Raw genomic sequence first — 17,337 nt, forward strand, 5'->3', positions numbered from 1 at the left:
TTTTTGTGCCTTCCTTTAAGATCTATTGGTTGTATCTACTTAGTTCGATTCTGATCACTTGCTTCTTCTTAATTCTACAAAAGATTAGAAGAAAAGATTTCCGTTCTACCGAATATGCCAGAAGAAATCTCTCTCAAAAGATCTGGTTACATCCTTCTTCCATTTTGGATTATAAATACTATTTCGTGAATACGATCTTGTTTTCACTGTATTTCGGATATTTTGTACTTTCGAGCGCGACAGTCTCTTCTTTCATAAGTAGCAACCTCGCCCACTGGTTCGGAAGTTCCAAGCTCGCCTCTCCAACAGGATATTCCGTAATCGTAATCTATTCTCTACTTTTTTGGTTGGCGAATGATTTCGGAAGATTTTTAGCTCATTTCCTATTACACAAAACCTTCTTATGGGAGTTTCACAAATTTCATCATTCGGCAGAAGTGCTAAACCCACTCACAGTCTATCGAGTCCATCCGGTAGAAGGAATATTAGTAAATTCTCTAGGAGCATTCTTCTCAGGAATTGTGACCGGCATCACAGTATTTTTATTTCCTGAAGGGATCCAGATGATCTCATTTTTAGGGGTAAATGCAGGAATCTTTGGATTCAATCTTTATGCGAATCTCAGACATTCTCATATCGATCTTCGATTTCCCAAATGGCTCAGTCATATTTTCTTAAGTCCTGCGCAGCACCAAGTGCATCACAGCAAAGACATCCAACTCCAGAACAAGAATCTAGGAGTTACATTCGCCTTTTGGGATATACTTTCTGGAAGCCTTCATATTCCCAATGAAGAAGAAAACAAAAGTTTGATCTTCGGCCTGGAGAAAGAGAAAGAAGAATTTAAAAGCTTGTTCTCTATCTATTTTTCTCCGTTCAAAAAACTTTTCTGAGCTCGATTTAATTTAGCATCTCTTACTAAATAACAACATAAAAGTTCCCCGATATTCGGGGAACTTTTCCGAGTCCCAACTTTAAGTTATATAAAGTCGTCTCCAATTTTACGGTCTTTGATACTAAGGATTACTATATTAACTTTTTTTGTTAAATAAAATCAATCCTCGAATCGCGTATACATGGAGCAGCAAAGCGATCGGCGCCACAAGTCCAAGGACTAACATCATCGGAAATCTTCCCGCAGCTATACTTGAGGGAGTGGAATTACTCCAGATCGGATCAAAAACGAGTAAAATTCGGGCTACGTTTAGTAAATCGAGCATTCCAACCATTGTAAAAATCCAAGCCATGATCGGCGCTGTCCGTATCTTCATGAATAATAGAATTCCCGCCAAGGCAGCAGTCAGTCCGGTCAAGATATCTCCATAGCCTGCAAGTTCAAAATCCTTTGGTCCCTCGCCATTACGAGCCACTAAAATGAACACAAATCCCAAGAGACGAAACACTTGGACACCCACGAGCAGCTCAAGCGGTATGCCAGATATTAATCGTACAAATCTAGGCATTCTGAGCATCATAACCCCGATTAAAACCGGAATCGTCAGCGCAAACAGATATCTGGGAATAATATCACCCGATTGATAGCTAAATACACCTGCAATCGTTAAACCCCAAACTAAAGCGACCCAAACGGTTATGAAAGTCACTATTCGAATTCTAAGTTTTTGTTTTACTCCCTGATCGACATCTAAGGCTCCAATTCCCTTCAATAGCAATCTTGAAAAAAGGATTGGGGTCAAGATCCCCAGCGCACACGTAACTAAGTTGATTAGATTCATACTTCTCCCTTCCAGCCTCTTATTTGAATAAAAATAGAGAGGGCTTCTTCAACCAGAACTAAAACGACCGGTCGTATTATCAAGAAATTTATTAAATTCCGGATGCAAGATACAAGTGAATAGCGATTGACTCATAGACGACCGGTCATATTATAAGGCATGCGCATCTCACAAAGCGACGTAATCGCCCAGAAAGAACATATTTTGGAAGTAGGAACGAATCTGATACGCTCGTTGGGTTTTACTGGAGCGGGAGTAGCTCAGATTTGCCAAGCTGCTTCGATTCCTAAAGGATCTTTTTATAATTATTTTCCAGGGAAATCTGAGTTTGCTATCGAGGCTTTAGAACTATATAGTAAGGACGCCCTTGCAGAATGTCATAAGTATCTTGATAATAAGGAGCTCTCTCCTAAAGAACGCATTCTTCAAATGTTTAAGAATAGAATAGATAGTGAAAAGAAACTTCTTAAAAAGAATATATCCTGCCTTGGAAACATGCTAGGCCAGAATGTCCTGAACGATGATAAGCAGATTATCGAAGGACTTCGCAAATTGTACAATGGAATGAGTTCGATTTTAGCGGACACACTGTCCGAGATCTATGATTCGAAAAATGCAAGGACTTGGGCAGCCTTTCTGGAACAATCTTGGCGAGGAGCTATGCTCGCAGCCAGAGCAACACATTCCACGCAACCCTTAGATATTTTTATCCAGACTCTCGGAAAAATATTGGATGAAGGAGAATTCTAATTTCTTAGTCCAACCTGCAAAATGGATTTCACCATTCCTAGTATCCTAGTCGAAATTATACGTTTCAGTCGATTGTTCTAAGACGGTAATGTCGTTTGTAAAAACGTATCTATAATTAGTTTTCAAAAGAAAATATTAGACTACTAATCTTCGCAAAACTTTTGGAATAGTTGCAATTCAATCCGAAAATTCATATTAGTATTTCACTACTATCTTAGATTCTTAACGGAAAAATAGAACATGCAGATTAAGAGCGAGAACCTTCTGGATATAGTAACCAAATCCGGAGAAAGTGAATTTCAAGTTCGTTTCTTAAAGGATGAGAGCGTTGGACTTCTTACAACTCGAACAGAAAGAAATTACCTAATTTTAGACAGCTTAGATTATTGGTACGACCTAATTCAATCCGGGTATCCTAGAAAGAAAAAATGCTCCTGTAAAAACGAATGGTTTAATATCCAATTCGAATATTTTAAGAGACCGTACGAGGGTGATACCGACTTCGAACAGATAATCGTTCATTCAAAATGCACGCAGTGTGGAAAAGAAACGAAATACTTATCGATCGACATAGACTATTCTCCTACAAAACATCTATTCGAACAGCCGATTACTTATTGCGAAAATCCTAATATAAAATATAAATTCACGTCGATATCCAGCCTTTGGTCCGGAAACAGTATAACCGATCTTTTATCGTATATGTTCAGTATCCCTAATATGAATGTTTACAGTTGGTTTTGGAAAAGTCCGGAAAATTTACGATATTTTGAAAAGGTAACGTATGACAAAGCTTTACAAGTCATATCCATAAATCACAAGTATTTAGGTTTTTTCTTTTCCTTGAATCAGATCGACATGGATAAAATAATTCAGGAATTAGATGATAAAGGGGCTTATTTGGAGGATGATATTTGGAGGCGTGACGAGATAATTCATCTGTCGGCGCCCATCAATATATTCGGCCTCGGCCTCCAATACCAAATTCAGTATTGCAATCAATTTCTAAATCAAGGAGAGCTAATTGATAAATCGACCCAGTTTGAAAATCTTACGAACGATTTTAAAAATTGGCTCGAACAAAAATTCATCACGAAACGAGGTAAAAATTGTTATGATGATGAAAATGCTTATGAAAAATATATAAAATATATTAAATCGCGAGATAAACGAAACAAGAGTTCGACGTTCACAGAATTTTTCAAAAAACTGCGCCGTTTTCTAGTAAAGAGAATCCGGAAATCGTTGTGATCGGCAGATTGAGGCTTTACTCAATTGATCCGGAATTTATTTACCAGCGCTTGGCATCGTAATATAGTCGATAAACTTTGTTTTCATAAATTCATCAATCGGAGCGGAGAATTGATGATAGACCAAGAAGAAGATCCAATAAACCAAAGTCGCTGCAACCAAGGTCCTCGCTGTCATGTTGGCCACCGCAGGAGAAGCGGTATAATACATGCGGATCACAGTGATCGGCCAGATAAATAACAGAAAAAAGTAAAATGCTCTAGGCAAACCGTAAATCCAGCTCAGGATCTCTGCTGGATAAGCTTTGGATAATCTCTCGTAAGCTTCTTTCAATTCCGGAAAGAATTGGAAGAAATAGAATACGAAAACAAAGAAGGTCGCGATCTTCCAGATGATCTCGATATCGTTACGTATCAATACAAGGGTCAGGCCCACGAACCAAAGCAGGAATATAGGAAATACGATCTGTTGTAATAAGCTGGAACCGGCCTGAGCGAGAAACATCAATGGATACTCCTAGAACTATTCTCGGCAGAAAGAGCCTTTGAGACCCATTCTAAACATTGCAGAAAACTCTCCGGATCCGCTTTTCCACTCCCTGCAATATCGAAAGCAGTTCCATGGTCCGGGGAGACCCGAATAAAATCCAAACCTAAGGTTAGATTTACCCCGTATTTTCCCTCCCACATCTTGAAAGGGATCAGTCCTTGGTCATGATAACATGCCAAGAAAAGAGAATATTTATGACGAGACGTTTCGCTGAATGCCCCGTCCGCAGATAACGGATCCGATACATTCAATCCTGCCTTTCTCATCTTTGAGATCATCGGTGAGAGGATCTTTTTTTCCTCGTCCCCTACCTTTCCGCCTTCGCCCGCATGAGGATTCAATCCTAAGAAGGCGATCCTTTCTTCTTTTTGGATGGGAGCGGAACGGATCGCAGAGATTAAACTAGGAAGATGGATTTTTTTCAAGTAGAAAGGTACCTTTTGCAAAGGCACATGAGTCGTAAGAGGAAGCACATTCAATTCCCTTCCCGCCATAAGCATGTAAGTCGGCCTGGAATATCGATCTGCCAAATACTCAGTATGTCCTCTGAATCCTTTCACTCCGGATTTCAGGACCCATTCCTTGCTTAAAGGAAGAGTGATCAGATTTCCATTTAACTTCTTTTGGAGTTCCACTCCTTCTGCCAAAGATGCAAACGCTGCTTTGCCGGAGACCTCAGAAGGCTTTCCGATTTGCAAACTGGCTTCTTCTATAGGAGTGAGCGCGTGTTTTCTCCAAACGTAGAGACCAGGCTCGGAGATTTTTGTAGGATCTCCTACTTCCTTCCAGCCTGGATAAGAAACGAAAGAGTTGGAGCTGACTAAGAGTAGGATTTTTTCTCGGGAGTGAGAGTCTAACTTCTCCTGAGATAGATTTACAATTTCAGGGCCAATCCCGCAGGGATCTCCTTCTGTGATAAGGATCGGAACCAAGGCCCTGGACGTTTTGGAAGATTAAGCTTCCTTAGCTGTGGTTTGTTTTCCGAAGAGTCTTTCTAAGGTCAAAGAATCTTTCGCGTATTCTAATTCGATATGATCCTTGTTGGAATGTTTCAGATCGCTGGAGATAATGCAACGTCCTTCGAGAACCACTCCGTTTTGGATGATCAACTCAGGAGTGCGGATATCTCCTAAAATTCTGGAAGTAGGAAGAAGCATCACTCTGTTTCGAGCTGTGATATTTCCGATTACGATTCCTTCTATAATGACGCTGGCTGCAGTGATATTGGTGCGAACCTTTCCGGAAGCTCCGATGTACAATTGCTCCGCTTGCAGAGATTTACCTTCGAACTTTCCGTCAATCTTTAAGGATCCATTGATGAAAAACTTCCCGTTAAAGTAGGAATTTTCGCCGATTGTGGAGTTTGTAACTTCGGAGGAGTTCTTAACAAGTGCCATGAATTCTGAATCCTATATCCTCGGATCAGTCTGATCCGGTGTAAACACTAAGTAAAACGCCCCCTGGGCATAGGAAAAGGAATTTTTTAGTTCCGGCCTCGTTTTTGAGAACCGGCCTAGATCTCAGTGCTTGATATTCGGAACGTTGATCCGATCCAGGACTTCGCCGGTAAATTCTCTAAATTCTTCTAACGCTTCCGGGATGGACTTTCCTTCCAGCTCTGTCGCTTTCTCGAAACGAGGATTGAAGGTGATATTGTCTTCTAGATTCATGATCACCCCTCCTCCAGCCTTGAATTCTCCCAAGATCTTTACCAAGAACTCGTTGAATTTTTGGAACATCTCGAAAGCCTCAGCGATGAAGATACGGGTTTGTTTGTTCTTCATCCGGCTCAACTGTTCTCGGAAGTCCTGTTTTTCCGCAGCCTGGTATTCTTCGATCGTTTCGGTCAAGACCTTGATATTGCGTCGGATATTCTCCATATGTTTCACGACCCCGTCCTTCTCATTTCCATGAGAGAAGTCGAAACGTATATGGGTCTCGTTCAAGATAGGAAGATATTCTCTGTCTAAAACATTGATCCAAGTACCGATCTGGTTCACTTCGGTATCGTTGGAGTTGGGAGAGATCTTCATGATCGGATACTTTGCAAGGATCCGTCCGGCTGCATCCGGATTTTCTCGGAACATACGGATCTGTTCTGCGGCATTTTCCAAGTTATCCGGAATTCCTTCCGGAGAGATCTCTCTCATTCGGTTCTTATATTTGTCCAGATCCCTGGTCACCCTGTACTTCTGCTCATCGTTCTTGGACAAACGCAGTATCTTTTCCAATTGCTGGATCATCTTCTGATGACGCTGCAGTTCTAGAATTTGCTCTTGGGTGATTGCCATGTTATACGACTGATTTTAGAAAATCGATTCTCTCTAGGCAAGAAAATTATCTCAATGCCAAAAGGTCTTAGCTCTTCTTCTTATATCTCTCCAAAACCAATCTCAAGAAATCAGATTGAGGGAATTTATAGACCAAGGACTCCATAAGTTGGACCCCGTCCTCTACCTTACCGGTTTCCAAAAGTGCGATCGCTTTTAAATACACCATTTCAGGAGTATATTGGAATCTTCCCGTTAAAGGAAGTCTCTCTTGAAAAGAGTCAAATTTCTTGTCCTTAAATTCTTGGACAGCAATCGCTCTCTGCACTAGATAGGAGCCGGAGGACTTAGCTCGAATGGAGATCATTTCCGCATCCAACTCGATTGCTAAAGTGGAATTCCACAATACTAAAAGCTCAAACGGCCTAAGTGTATAAGACATTCCTTGCGACTTCAAAACATTAAATCTATCGAATAGAGATTCGTCGGTTCCTTCTTGTATGGAATCTCTGAGAGTCTCTGAAAGTTCTTCTCTTCCATTCTTCTTCTTTTCTTCCAAAACCCAAGAAGAAAGTGTATCTCTCGAAACGCATTTCTTGAGTAAAAAGAATCTTTCAGATATGGAATGTATCGGATCGAAATGTTCTAAGAAGGATCGAATCTCAGAAGTCTCGAACTCTCGTATTCTTCTGGAGATCATCGCGTCCAAGACTCGGAAATTTCGGATCCCTTCCTTCTTCTCTTTGAAGTAATAGAATGCTAATCCTAATAGATCCGGTTCTTGGGAAGAGATCACTAAGTCATACAACTCATTCTGTTCTTCTTGGCTGAGACCGTTCTTCTTGTGCTGATAGGATAGTCTTTCTTTAGGACTTAGATCTTCTAAGGAAAATGTTTCTTCTGGAAATAGATCCAGGAAATAGAGAAGTCTTCTGCCAAGCTTTGCTTCTTTCAGATCGGATCCGAAGGATTCCAAAAGTTCTTTATAATCTTGGACCCGATCTTCGCATAATAAAAACGCAGAGCATAAGAAGAATAGCTCAGGATCCCAAACCAAGTCCCCTCTTAGTTCATCCAGAAGTTCCTGAAAGAATAAACGAAGAAGCTTCTCTTCTCTCTCCGTAATTCCATCTTCTCTAATCCAATCGATCCGAGGAGAATGAAATCTAAGCTTCCCGAATAGATCGGAGCGAAAGCAATCGTTCGGCTTAAGATGAGTGAGAATGCTCCCGCTATAGTGATCCAGGATCTTGGTCTTGATCCGAAGGACGTCCGACGAACCGGACTTGGAAGGAGCCTTTTTTTTCTCCCAATCCGGATGTCGCAAAGTAATTTCTGGCCATTCCGTTTCTGATACCGATATTTGCATAAAGACCCTTTTTGGAGCTACAGCCCTTAGGCGGATTGAGAGAAGAAGAACCGCATGAAAAAAACGATCCTGGGGTTACTCCCTTTTCTAGTTGTCGGCAGTCTTTATGGGGACACCGATCTAAAATACCTCATCAAGTCTTATAGTTTGGAAAAAATCAGGAGAATTTTCAGGGAAAAATCTCCTTCTACAGAATCGGAAGTGTATGCACTGATCCGCTTTCACGAAACTCATCCGGACGGAGATCAAAACTCCCGTCTTCGCTATCTAGTCTCTCTTCTCAAAGGAAAGATGGTTGCAGGAGTGAGTAAGGATGATCTGCACGAGCTGATCCGAAATCCACTTCCTCCGTTCAACTCTGTTACCAAAGTTACGTTTTGGAAATTATATGAGGAAATGGTAAAACGCAAAAGCCTGGGGGCTCATGATCTGATCTTATACTTAAAAAAAATGCCTCCTGACTATGATCCCGTCTTTAAGAATGTGATCGTAGAAATCCTGAGACTCTATTATGAAACCGGCGAATTCAAAGAAGCAAAAGAATACGCGGAGAGTTTTCAGGAGAAGGATAAAAAAGAATACTTCGGAGCCATGGCTTATTATCGCTATGCGAAGGCCCTCTATAAATTCGGAGAAGTGCAAAAAGGAGAAGATATTCTCTATGCGCTCGCAGATGATGCGAACGTTCCTTCGTATGTGAAGAAGGATATTTTTACCGATCTCGAAACCTGGAAGGGAGAATCTTTCTATAAACATATCTCCTTGGACAAGGCGGTATTGTTTCTTCCTTTCTTATCCAACGGAGACAAGAAATCCTTTCTTTCTTCTCATCAATTCCTGACTTCTCATACATTTGAAAGACCGGAGAGTTGGAAGGCGGCTGCAAGAGCTCTTGTGCAAACTTATCCGGAACGCCTGCCTTCTCTATTCTCCAAACATAGAAATTTCGCGGAATATTTTCCGGAATTCACTGCGGCGATGTCCGTGGAATTATCCAACCAAAGCTTAGGTCGCTTGGGCTTAGATCTATTAGAAAAATCGAATTTACCTTCTTCCGAAGCCGTAGAATACGCGTACGCGAGAGCTTATAAAAAGCTAGGAGAAAGAGACAAATACTTCAATCGACTTCTCTCTTCTTTAGAAAAGAATCCGTACAATCTGATCCGCCAGGACGAGCTGATCGATCTTCTCATCGGAGATCAGTCTCATTTCTTAGAAGAGAACTATTGGAAAGAAGCTCTTAGAAGAATTCCCAACCTTCCCGTCAAAGGAAGATTGGTCTATTGGTATCTTCGAAATCTAAAATCCAAAGGAAGACAGGAAGAACTTGTCTCTTGGCTAAAATCATATTATCGCTATATTCCAGGCTCTTATTATACGAGAGTGATCCGAGAGGAATTCCAAACCGAGATCTCTACAATTGCACAGCCGGATAATCCTCTGCGAAACAAGGACAGCCTCTTTGAATATCTGTCCCTTACCTCCGGAGATCCTAAGTATTCGAGCAAGATCATAGGTAGAGACCTGGAATTTGCCTATTTTCAGGACTCTTTCTCCTTGGACATTCGGATCGACTCTGCTCACAGTAAAATCCGAGGAAATCGTCTATTACAAAATGCTAAAGAATATCTGGAGATCGGAGAAATGGCCTATGCTTCTTCTCTCGTCGAAAAATTCGCACAGCAAAGCGGAACTTCCGAAGAGGAAAAGGACGAAATTCTCGCAGCATTGGGAGAAGTTACAGGTCACCAGTATCTTACTGTATTTCATACCAGAAATCTAATGAAGAGAAGAAGGATCCCGGATGATGTAATCCTTCTTCCCTCCAAACTCGCGTCCAGGATTTATCCGAGACCTCATAGGGATCTAGTATCTCATTCTTCTCAATCCTTTGGGATAGATGAGGACATTATCTATGCGGTGATGAGGCAAGAGTCTTTCTTTAAGGAGAATGCGGTCTCTTCTTCTAATGCGAGAGGGCTTATGCAGATCATGGGAGCAACAGGAAAAGGTCTCGCTCATGGATTGGGACTCGAGTCCTATTCCCTATTCGATCCGGAAATTTCTATACAAATGGGTGCTAAATTCTTAAAATACCTTCTCTCTTCCAATGAAAACGATCTGAAATGGGCATCCATCGCCTATAACGGAGGTCCGGGCAATCTTAGAAAATGGAAGAGGAACCATTACCATGGAGATTTTAATCATTTCCTGGAGGAACTTCCTTCTAAAGAGTCCCGTGATTATTGCAGGATCGTAACGTCGAACTATTATAATTACCAAAGTTTGAGGCAGTACAAAAACCGCTAGGCGAAGCTCTCAGATCTTTTTTTTTAGATTGTCTAGATTTTCAGATCCATAGGATAGTACTAAGGACTAAGACTTAAATTCCGGAACGGATTTATGTTCCTCGGTCTAAGCGTACTGTTCTCAAATTTTACCCATTCCAAATTATCAGGAGCAAGAAATGGCAAACACCGCAATCTTAAAAATCGACGGTAAAGAATTCGAACTACCCATCATCGTCGGCACCGAAAACGAAAAGGCCATCGACATCTCCAAACTCAGACAACAAACAGGATACATCACTTTAGACAACGGTTACTTAAACACCGGAGCTTGTACGAGTGCGGTTACCTTTTTGGATGGAGAGTTGGGAATTTTAAGATATAGAGGGATTCCGATCGAGCAACTCGCAGAAAAAGCTACCTTCACCGAAGTGGCTTACCTTCTTATCTTCGGTCATCTTCCTTCCGACAAGGAACTCCAAGACTGGGACAAAGAGTTGACCATGCACACTCTGATCCACGAGGACCTAAAACGTCTTTATAATGGATTTCCTAAAGACGGTCACCCGATGGCAATCATGTCCACCATGATCGGATCTCTTTCCACATATTACCAAGATTCTTACGATCCGGAAAATCCGGAACACAGACATATTTCCATGATCCGTCTTCTGGCAAAATTTCCTACGATCGCTTCTTTTGCTTATAAGAAGTCTCTCGGACAGCCTACAGTGCATCCGATGAACCATCTGGATTATTGCAGTAACTTCCTGAACATGATGTTCTCGGTTCCAAGTGAGGAATATTATATCGATCCTGAGATCGTAAAGGCATTGAACCTTCTTCTGATCCTTCACGCAGACCACGAACAAAACTGCTCTACTTCTACAGTTCGTTTGGTAGGATCTTCTCTTGCAAACCTATACGGTGCGATCTCTGCAGGGATCTGCGCACTTTGGGGACCTCGTCACGGAGGAGCCAACCAAGAAGTATTAGAAATGCTATTAGAGATCAAGGCATCCGGTCTTCCTGTGAAAAAGATCGTAGAAAAGGCAAAAGACAAGAATGATGCATTCCGTCTTTCCGGCTTCGGACATAGAGTTTATAAAAACTTCGACCCAAGAGCAAAGATCATCAAAAAGGCTTGCGACGCAGTTCTTTCCAGACTCGGAGTGAACGATCCTCTATTAGATATTGCTAAAGAACTCGAAGAAGCTGCGCTCAAGGATTCCTACTTCGTAGAAAGAAAACTCTATCCGAACGTGGACTTCTATAGCGGTATTATCTATCGCGCTCTCGGAATTCCAGTGAATATGTTCACTGTGATGTTCGCAATGGGACGTCTTCCAGGTTGGATTGCTCAATGGAAAGAAATGATCGAGTCTCCTGACATGAAGATCGGTAGACCTCGTCAGATCTACACCGGACAAACTGATACCGGTTACGACGACGCTAAGAAGAAGTAAGACCGATAGCGGGCACTCGAAAGGGTGCCTGCGAATTTTATTTAACCAATCGAAACAATTACATATTTTTCATGGCGGAATACGTGAATTTCTTTTTAGCTTTACGGAATTTACTTATACCTCTCATAATGAATAAAAATCCATTCACGTTCAATTTATAGAAATGAGATTAATTTTACTAATACTAACTACTTGCCTAACGTTACTCGAATGTACGCCCAATATTCGCCAGGTAATTCCTGAAAAGAATGAATCCATAGAAAACGCCCGGAAGCTTCCAAGCTATGGAATTGGTTTTTTCCGAATTAAAACTGCTACTCTAGCGACCTATAATCCTGCATTCTCCCTAGATGTAAAAGAAGGAATATTACCGAATTTTACTAATACAAGATCAATTGTATTTGAAGCAAAAAAAGGAGAAAAGGGAATTACAAAATTTATAGATGATTGTGGTTTCCTATTTGCAAATACTGCCGAATATAGAATTGATAATTACTCAGAGCGCACCTGTTTTGGCACTGGTTGCAGCATTTACAACCCGGTATTTTTTACTAAACGAGCCTTCAAAATTACTAACAATGAAATTTCATACTTTGGCACTTTGAGTCTAGGAAAAAATGGAAACTTGGTAACGAAAAATGAAAAAGACGACAAAGCATTTTGCATCGAAAAACTAAAACAAATCTTACCCGAAACAGACCTAACCAAAATTAAAGATCGAATCATGGTAAAGTATCATGAATAAAAATAATCTCCTTTTTACTCTAATCCCTTTTCTTTTTAATCTTTCATGCCTTGTTTCTTTTTCTCGAGATGCATCGATACCGAAGTGGGAAGAACCGACGCAACTCATGCAACCGGTTACATTCATACTTCGTAGCAATTCTAAGCCATCAGAAAAGACTGAGGAGAAAGAAAAAACCACTCGCTCTCGTCTTCCAGAAAATGACCCTCTTCGACAAATGTTAGAAGTTAAAATGAAGAATCTTTTTCCAGATCAAATTGCAGCCTGCAAATGTTTGGTTGATTTCAACGTGTATCTAAATGAAGAACCTCCAAAAGAAGAGCGATTTGAATACATTGTAGAAATTTCAACAGACACAAGCTATAAATCCGGAACCCTTCGCTCAATCTTACTTTATCTCGATATATTTACGCTTACATTGATTCCGTACCAGAGTGTCAAGGAAACTAGCTATCAGGCAACTATCTTCGATAGAAATCACAAAGAGCTAGGAAAGATCACTGGATCAGCTGAAGTAAGTTCATATATACAGCTATTTCTGTTTCCGCTTATGTTCACTAAATATTCGAGACCTAATAGAGTACCTATGCTTACTTGGTTCACCCAGGACCTCTTTCGCTCCGGCTTAATACCAAAGGTCGAAAACGATTAAAGCCTAATGTAATGCTTTGCGTTATTTTAGACCCCTCCATCTGATAGAAAAGTTTCTTTTTGCAACGGGCACCTTTTCGTCGTTATCAACTCAATAAGACTTCAGAATCCGTTTTAAGATCCGGACATCCATGGATCTTAAACGGAAATTTGTCTTCTGCGATCTCCGCATTTAAAGAAGGAGATTGGATGAGACTCGTCTCCGGACAAAATGAGATCTTAGGAACAGGGATCTATTCTTCCAATGGACCGATCGGAATTCGGATCATACAAACGGAAGGAGATTTTTCTCTCGATCGCCTGAAGGAAACAATTCGAAACACATTCAAACTTCGTAAAGCGTTAAGAAAGAAAACAAATGCTTACAGATTGATCCATGGAGAGAACGATAAACTCCCTGGAGTCACCGTGGACCGTTATGGAAATACTTGGGTGGTTCAAACCTATTCCAGGTCTCTCAGAAAATTTTCCCGTTTAGTCGTTCGCATTCTTTATTTCCAAGCAAAAGAAGAAGGAGAGCCCTTACCGAAACATATTCTCTGGATCTCTCCCCAAAGGATAGGCTCAGAAGAAGCAAGTCCCATCCGTTTCTTGCGGGGAAAAAGAGAGACCCCTTACGACGAAGAGATCTTTTTGCAATCCGTAAAATGGAAAACAACCCTTCCCGGACAGAAGGGAGGATTCTTTTTGGATGTTCGAAATCTTCGCTCTTATCTATTAGAAAAAAGAGAATTAGTAAAAGATAAAGAATGCCTGCACTTGTTCAGTCATACTGGCCTTACCTCTTTCTGTTTGGAAGAAGCGGGAGCTAAATCTGTTTTTTCCGTGGATGGAGCAAAAGAAGCTCTAGAAGAATTCGCTTCTAGGATCTCTTCTTCTGAGATAGGTCTTTCTTTCGAGGAAAAGAATCGGATCCAAACCTATGGGAAGCATAGCCTGATTAGAGCCGATCTCTTTCGTGACTGGTCCTTCTTGGAAGAAAGAAAATTCTCCCTGATCGTTTTGGATCCTCCTAATCTTACACCCAACCAAAGCTCGATTCCAGCAGGAAAAAAGGCGTATAGGAGTCTAATCAGTAAGGCACTTTCACATTTGGAACCGGGAGGTGATCTCATTCTACTTTCTTGTTCGGGAAGAATCCGTGAATCTGAATTTGAAAAGATTGGCCGAGAAACCCTGGAGTATCGAGGATGGAAGTATAGAGAACTGGAGAAATTAAGTCCTGAGCCGGATCATCCTACTAGAAAGGAATTTCCAGAAGGAAAATATTTCAAGGTTCATATATACAAAGGAGTGAATCCTGTAGGAGCTCCTACAAAAACTGAAAATGGCTAAAAACACATACGAGCTGATTGATTCCGGGAATTTCAAGAAATTGGAGCAGGTGGGACCATATAAGGTCATTCGTCCATCTCCTGTCGCTGCCTGGCCTCCTACCCAAGCTTCCCTCTGGAAGGATGCGGATGGAGAATATTATAGAAGTGATAAAGGCGGTGGTAACTGGAAATGGAGGGATAATTCATCTCGTCCGGATCCAGAAGACGAGTTTCTGATCCAAATCTCTCCTTTAACCGTCAAGATCCGATTCACTCCCTTCGGTCATTTAGGGATCTTTCCCGAACAATTGGAAAACTGGGACAGAATACGAAATGTTTCCTCACAGTTAGCGGGACAGGGAGAAGTATTAAACTTATTCGCTTATTCCGGACTTTCCACATTATCCGTGTTAGCCGGCGGAATGGATGCCTGTCATTTGGATTCTTCCAAAGGAATGGTCGAATGGGCCAGAGAGAACGCACAAGTCTCCGGTCTTGCGGACAAGAAAGTTCGCTGGATCGTAGAGGATGTATTAAAATTTCTGAATAGAGAAATCCGCCGAAATAAGAAATACAGCGGTTTCATCTTAGATCCTCCTACTTTCGGAAGAGGTGCCAGCGGAGAAGTCTTTAAGATAGAGAAAGACTTACCAGAAATGATGGATCTTCTCATGAAGCTTTGCGATTCCAAACCTGAATTCGTATTTTTGACCTGTCATTCGACCGGTTTTAGTCCGATCGCTCTCAGAAGAATATTAGAAGGAAGGATCAAAACTCCGGGCAAGTATCTCACAGAAGAACTCACAATCGCCGAGTCTACCGGAAGGACCCATCCCGCAGGATCGAATTGTGTCTTTTATTCTAACAGGTTGAAACTTTGAAGAAGCCTTTAGAGATCACAAGCTTCTCAAATGAGAAACTAAAATACATCTCCGGCTTAAAAGAAAAAAAGAACCGAGAGAAATCGAACACTTTCTTTATAGAAGGCTTTCGCGAGATCCAAAGAGCCAAGGCTTCCGAAAAGCTTGAATTCGAATACATTCTCACCTGCCCTGCCTGCTATTTAGGGGAGAACGAAGAAGAACTCATCTCTTCTATTGACGCAAAGACAATCTTAGTTCCTAAACAGATCTTCGAGAAGATCTCGTATAGAGACAGGCCTGACGGCTTAATTGCGACTGCGAGTATGCCTGATTTTTCCTTTACTCAAAATCAAGATCTAAGCGGAGAGCCTATCCTTGTCATCGAAGGAGTAGAAAAACCAGGAAATCTAGGCACTATCCTTCGCACGGCAGAAGGAGCCGGATTCCAAACCGTTTTCGTGGCGGATCCTAGATTAGATTTATTTAATCCGAATGTGATCCGCTCTTCTACTGGAACTCTATTCACATTAGATGTGCGACAAGGAGAAATTTCGGAACTCTACCCTCTTCTCAAAGAGGCAGGCTATAGAACCATTGCAGTCACTCCTGAGGCAAAGTCTTTGTACTGGGACGGAAACCTGAAAGGAAAAGTCGCACTCGTATTCGGAAGCGAGCAGTATGGTTTAAGCCAATATGCGAGAACACAAAGCGACGAATATATTTCCCTTCCCATGAAAGGAGTTGCGGATAGCTTAAATCTCGCCATGTCCGCAGGGATATTAATGTACGAAGTGCTCAGACAGAATCGTTAATACAATACATTATGTTTTCTGCTATAGGCTTGACAATTTTTAGAATACCAAGCTAGCCTGATCAATATGAGATACGACGAAGATCATAAATCCAAAACACACAAGAAAATTGTAAAAATGGCATCTCGTCAAATTCGAGGAAAAGGTCTCGCAGGACCAGCCATCCCTACTTTGATGAAAGCTTCCGGCTTAACACACGGCGGCTTCTATAAACATTTTGCTAGTCGTAACAATTTAATTGTAGAAGCTGTCGAAGAAAGTTTTCGCGAACTTACTGATACCTTTCTTAAAGCTGCTACCAAGTCTGATTCGCCAGAAGGTTGGAGGGGCATGGTGAAAGCCTATTTGTCTCTGGAACGTTGTGATAAAATAGATACGGGTTGTCCAATCGCCGCTCTTGCTCCAGAAATTGCTCGAGCTGAATCTAGTATTAAGAGTCGAAGCGTCTTAGCTATTATCAAATTTCGTCAGGATATTTTACCCTTCATGCCTGGGAACAATGCCTCAGAGAAAGAGGAGAACTTCTTTATCATTATGTCTTCAATGGCCGGTGCTGTCATTATAGCGCGAACTATACCTGATCCAAAAGTTAGGGAAGGGATTTTGAGTTCTGTCCAGAACTTTTTACTTGACAGGTTCAGTTCTTTTTAACATTCTTTGGATGTTGATCATAATCTAATAAATATCAATTCATGAAATTAAAGAAAGCTTGATTGATATACGAGAACTTCGATGAAAACAGAAAGCCAATTGATCAAAAACAACTGCAACTTAAGAAGCGCAGTGTCTGCAGATTTCGCCAAATTCGAGCAAAATTTGCACTTGCTTGATTATCATTTTTTTATCATCAATTGGATTATGATCATAATCCAATAAAAGAAGTCTAAGCCTATGAAGTTTTTTCTAATTGAAATCGAATATGTTGTCCCAATCGAAAAGATAGCTGAGCTCACCCCTGCTCACAGAGAATTCTTACAAATTCAGTACAATAAGGGTTTATTACTCTTATCTGGTCCGAAAGTTCCAAGAGTAGGAGGTATGATCCTAGCTAAATCTTCTTCTCAAGAAGAATTACAAACCTTGATGAAAGAGGATCCTTACCTGCAACAAAACTATGTGAAATATACTTATAAAGAATTCGCCCCAGTTAAATATCAACGTTTCCTAATGAACTGGCTCGAGATCTAATATGAACAAAACTGCGATTCATTTATAAGCATTTCTATACTTTATAGGATTATGATCATAATCCTATAAAGTATCATGCGAAT

Annotated in this window: 17 protein-coding genes; 11 read left to right on the forward strand and 6 right to left on the reverse strand. The window is 41.0% G+C overall.

The features are described from left to right. Positions 1 to 5 precede the first annotated feature (5 nt). Positions 6 to 893 carry a sterol desaturase family protein gene (locus EHO59_RS13790; RefSeq protein ID WP_246052910.1) on the forward strand — a complete coding sequence of 296 codons (888 nt, stop codon included), beginning with the start codon at positions 6 to 8 and terminating at the stop codon, positions 891 to 893. A gap of 138 nt (positions 894 to 1,031) precedes the next feature. On the opposite strand, the gene EHO59_RS13795 is transcribed toward EHO59_RS13790, so the two are convergent. After that, positions 1,032 to 1,736 (reverse strand): hypothetical protein, encoded by a 705-nt coding sequence (locus tag EHO59_RS13795; RefSeq protein ID WP_135589010.1) that lies wholly within the window; start codon positions 1,734 to 1,736, stop codon positions 1,032 to 1,034. Between the two features lie 159 nt (positions 1,737 to 1,895). On the opposite strand from EHO59_RS13795, the gene EHO59_RS13800 reads away from it, so the two are divergent. Continuing rightward, on the forward strand, positions 1,896 to 2,486 hold the full coding sequence (locus tag EHO59_RS13800) for a TetR/AcrR family transcriptional regulator (RefSeq protein ID WP_135589011.1): 591 nt from the start codon (positions 1,896 to 1,898) through the stop codon (positions 2,484 to 2,486). A gap of 1,287 nt (positions 2,487 to 3,773) precedes the next feature. Here the strand turns inward: EHO59_RS13800 and EHO59_RS13805 are convergent. The 5 genes from EHO59_RS13805 to EHO59_RS13825 form a co-directional block, all read right to left on the reverse strand. Continuing rightward, a complete protein-coding gene (locus EHO59_RS13805; RefSeq protein WP_135589012.1) occupies positions 3,774 to 4,241 on the reverse strand; it encodes a hypothetical protein in 468 nt (155 codons plus the stop codon). Next, positions 4,241 to 5,218, reverse strand: a complete 978-nt coding sequence (locus EHO59_RS13810; protein WP_135589013.1) for a PdxA family dehydrogenase — start codon at positions 5,216 to 5,218, stop codon at positions 4,241 to 4,243. Before EHO59_RS13810 ends, EHO59_RS13805 begins: the two co-directional genes overlap by 1 nt. A gap of 21 nt (positions 5,219 to 5,239) precedes the next feature. Next, on the reverse strand, positions 5,240 to 5,683 hold the full coding sequence (locus EHO59_RS13815; protein WP_135589014.1) for a bactofilin family protein: 444 nt from the start codon (positions 5,681 to 5,683) through the stop codon (positions 5,240 to 5,242). Between the two features lie 123 nt (positions 5,684 to 5,806). Continuing rightward, on the reverse strand, positions 5,807 to 6,577 hold the full coding sequence (locus EHO59_RS13820; RefSeq protein WP_135589015.1) for a hypothetical protein: 771 nt from the start codon (positions 6,575 to 6,577) through the stop codon (positions 5,807 to 5,809). A gap of 67 nt (positions 6,578 to 6,644) precedes the next feature. Further along, positions 6,645 to 7,925: a hypothetical protein gene (locus tag EHO59_RS13825; protein ID WP_135589016.1), complete on the reverse strand. Its 1,281-nt coding sequence runs from the start codon at positions 7,923 to 7,925 to the stop codon at positions 6,645 to 6,647. Positions 7,926 to 7,979: 54 nt separating this feature from the next. Between EHO59_RS13825 and EHO59_RS13830 the strand changes: the two genes are divergently transcribed. From EHO59_RS13830 to EHO59_RS13870, 9 genes are all read left to right on the forward strand, one after another. After that, a complete protein-coding gene (locus EHO59_RS13830) occupies positions 7,980 to 10,235 on the forward strand; it encodes a transglycosylase SLT domain-containing protein (protein ID WP_135589017.1) in 2,256 nt (751 codons plus the stop codon). A 157-nt stretch (positions 10,236 to 10,392) separates the two neighbouring features. Beyond that, the gene (locus EHO59_RS13835) at positions 10,393 to 11,679 is read left to right on the forward strand and encodes a citrate synthase (RefSeq protein WP_135589018.1); all 1,287 of its coding nucleotides are present in this window, start codon (positions 10,393 to 10,395) and stop codon (positions 11,677 to 11,679) included. A 163-nt stretch (positions 11,680 to 11,842) separates the two neighbouring features. Next, positions 11,843 to 12,424, forward strand: coding sequence for a hypothetical protein (locus EHO59_RS13840; RefSeq protein ID WP_135589019.1), 582 nt, complete (start codon positions 11,843 to 11,845; stop codon positions 12,422 to 12,424). Beyond that, positions 12,417 to 13,076 (forward strand): hypothetical protein, encoded by a 660-nt coding sequence (locus EHO59_RS13845; protein WP_135589020.1) that lies wholly within the window; start codon positions 12,417 to 12,419, stop codon positions 13,074 to 13,076. Before EHO59_RS13840 ends, EHO59_RS13845 begins: the two co-directional genes overlap by 8 nt. Before the next feature lie 59 nt (positions 13,077 to 13,135). Further along, complete coding sequence (locus EHO59_RS13850; protein ID WP_135589021.1) at positions 13,136 to 14,410, forward strand: class I SAM-dependent rRNA methyltransferase; 1,275 nt, start codon at positions 13,136 to 13,138, stop codon at positions 14,408 to 14,410. After that, the gene (locus tag EHO59_RS13855; RefSeq protein WP_210413079.1) at positions 14,403 to 15,272 is read left to right on the forward strand and encodes a class I SAM-dependent methyltransferase; all 870 of its coding nucleotides are present in this window, start codon (positions 14,403 to 14,405) and stop codon (positions 15,270 to 15,272) included. The genes EHO59_RS13850 and EHO59_RS13855 overlap by 8 nt, the downstream gene beginning before the upstream one ends. After that, positions 15,269 to 16,066 (forward strand): TrmH family RNA methyltransferase, encoded by a 798-nt coding sequence (locus EHO59_RS13860; protein WP_135589023.1) that lies wholly within the window; start codon positions 15,269 to 15,271, stop codon positions 16,064 to 16,066. The genes EHO59_RS13855 and EHO59_RS13860 overlap by 4 nt, the downstream gene beginning before the upstream one ends. 66 nt (positions 16,067 to 16,132) lie before the next feature. Further along, entirely contained in the window at positions 16,133 to 16,717 is a 585-nt protein-coding gene (locus tag EHO59_RS13865) for a TetR/AcrR family transcriptional regulator (protein ID WP_135589024.1), read from the forward strand. Positions 16,718 to 16,957: 240 nt separating this feature from the next. After that, positions 16,958 to 17,254: a YciI family protein gene (locus EHO59_RS13870; RefSeq protein ID WP_135589025.1), complete on the forward strand. Its 297-nt coding sequence runs from the start codon at positions 16,958 to 16,960 to the stop codon at positions 17,252 to 17,254. The last annotated feature ends 83 nt before the right edge of the window (positions 17,255 to 17,337 follow it).

This window comes from Leptospira semungkisensis (genome assembly GCF_004770055.1).
GTDB lineage: Bacteria > Spirochaetota > Leptospiria > Leptospirales > Leptospiraceae > Leptospira_B > Leptospira_B semungkisensis.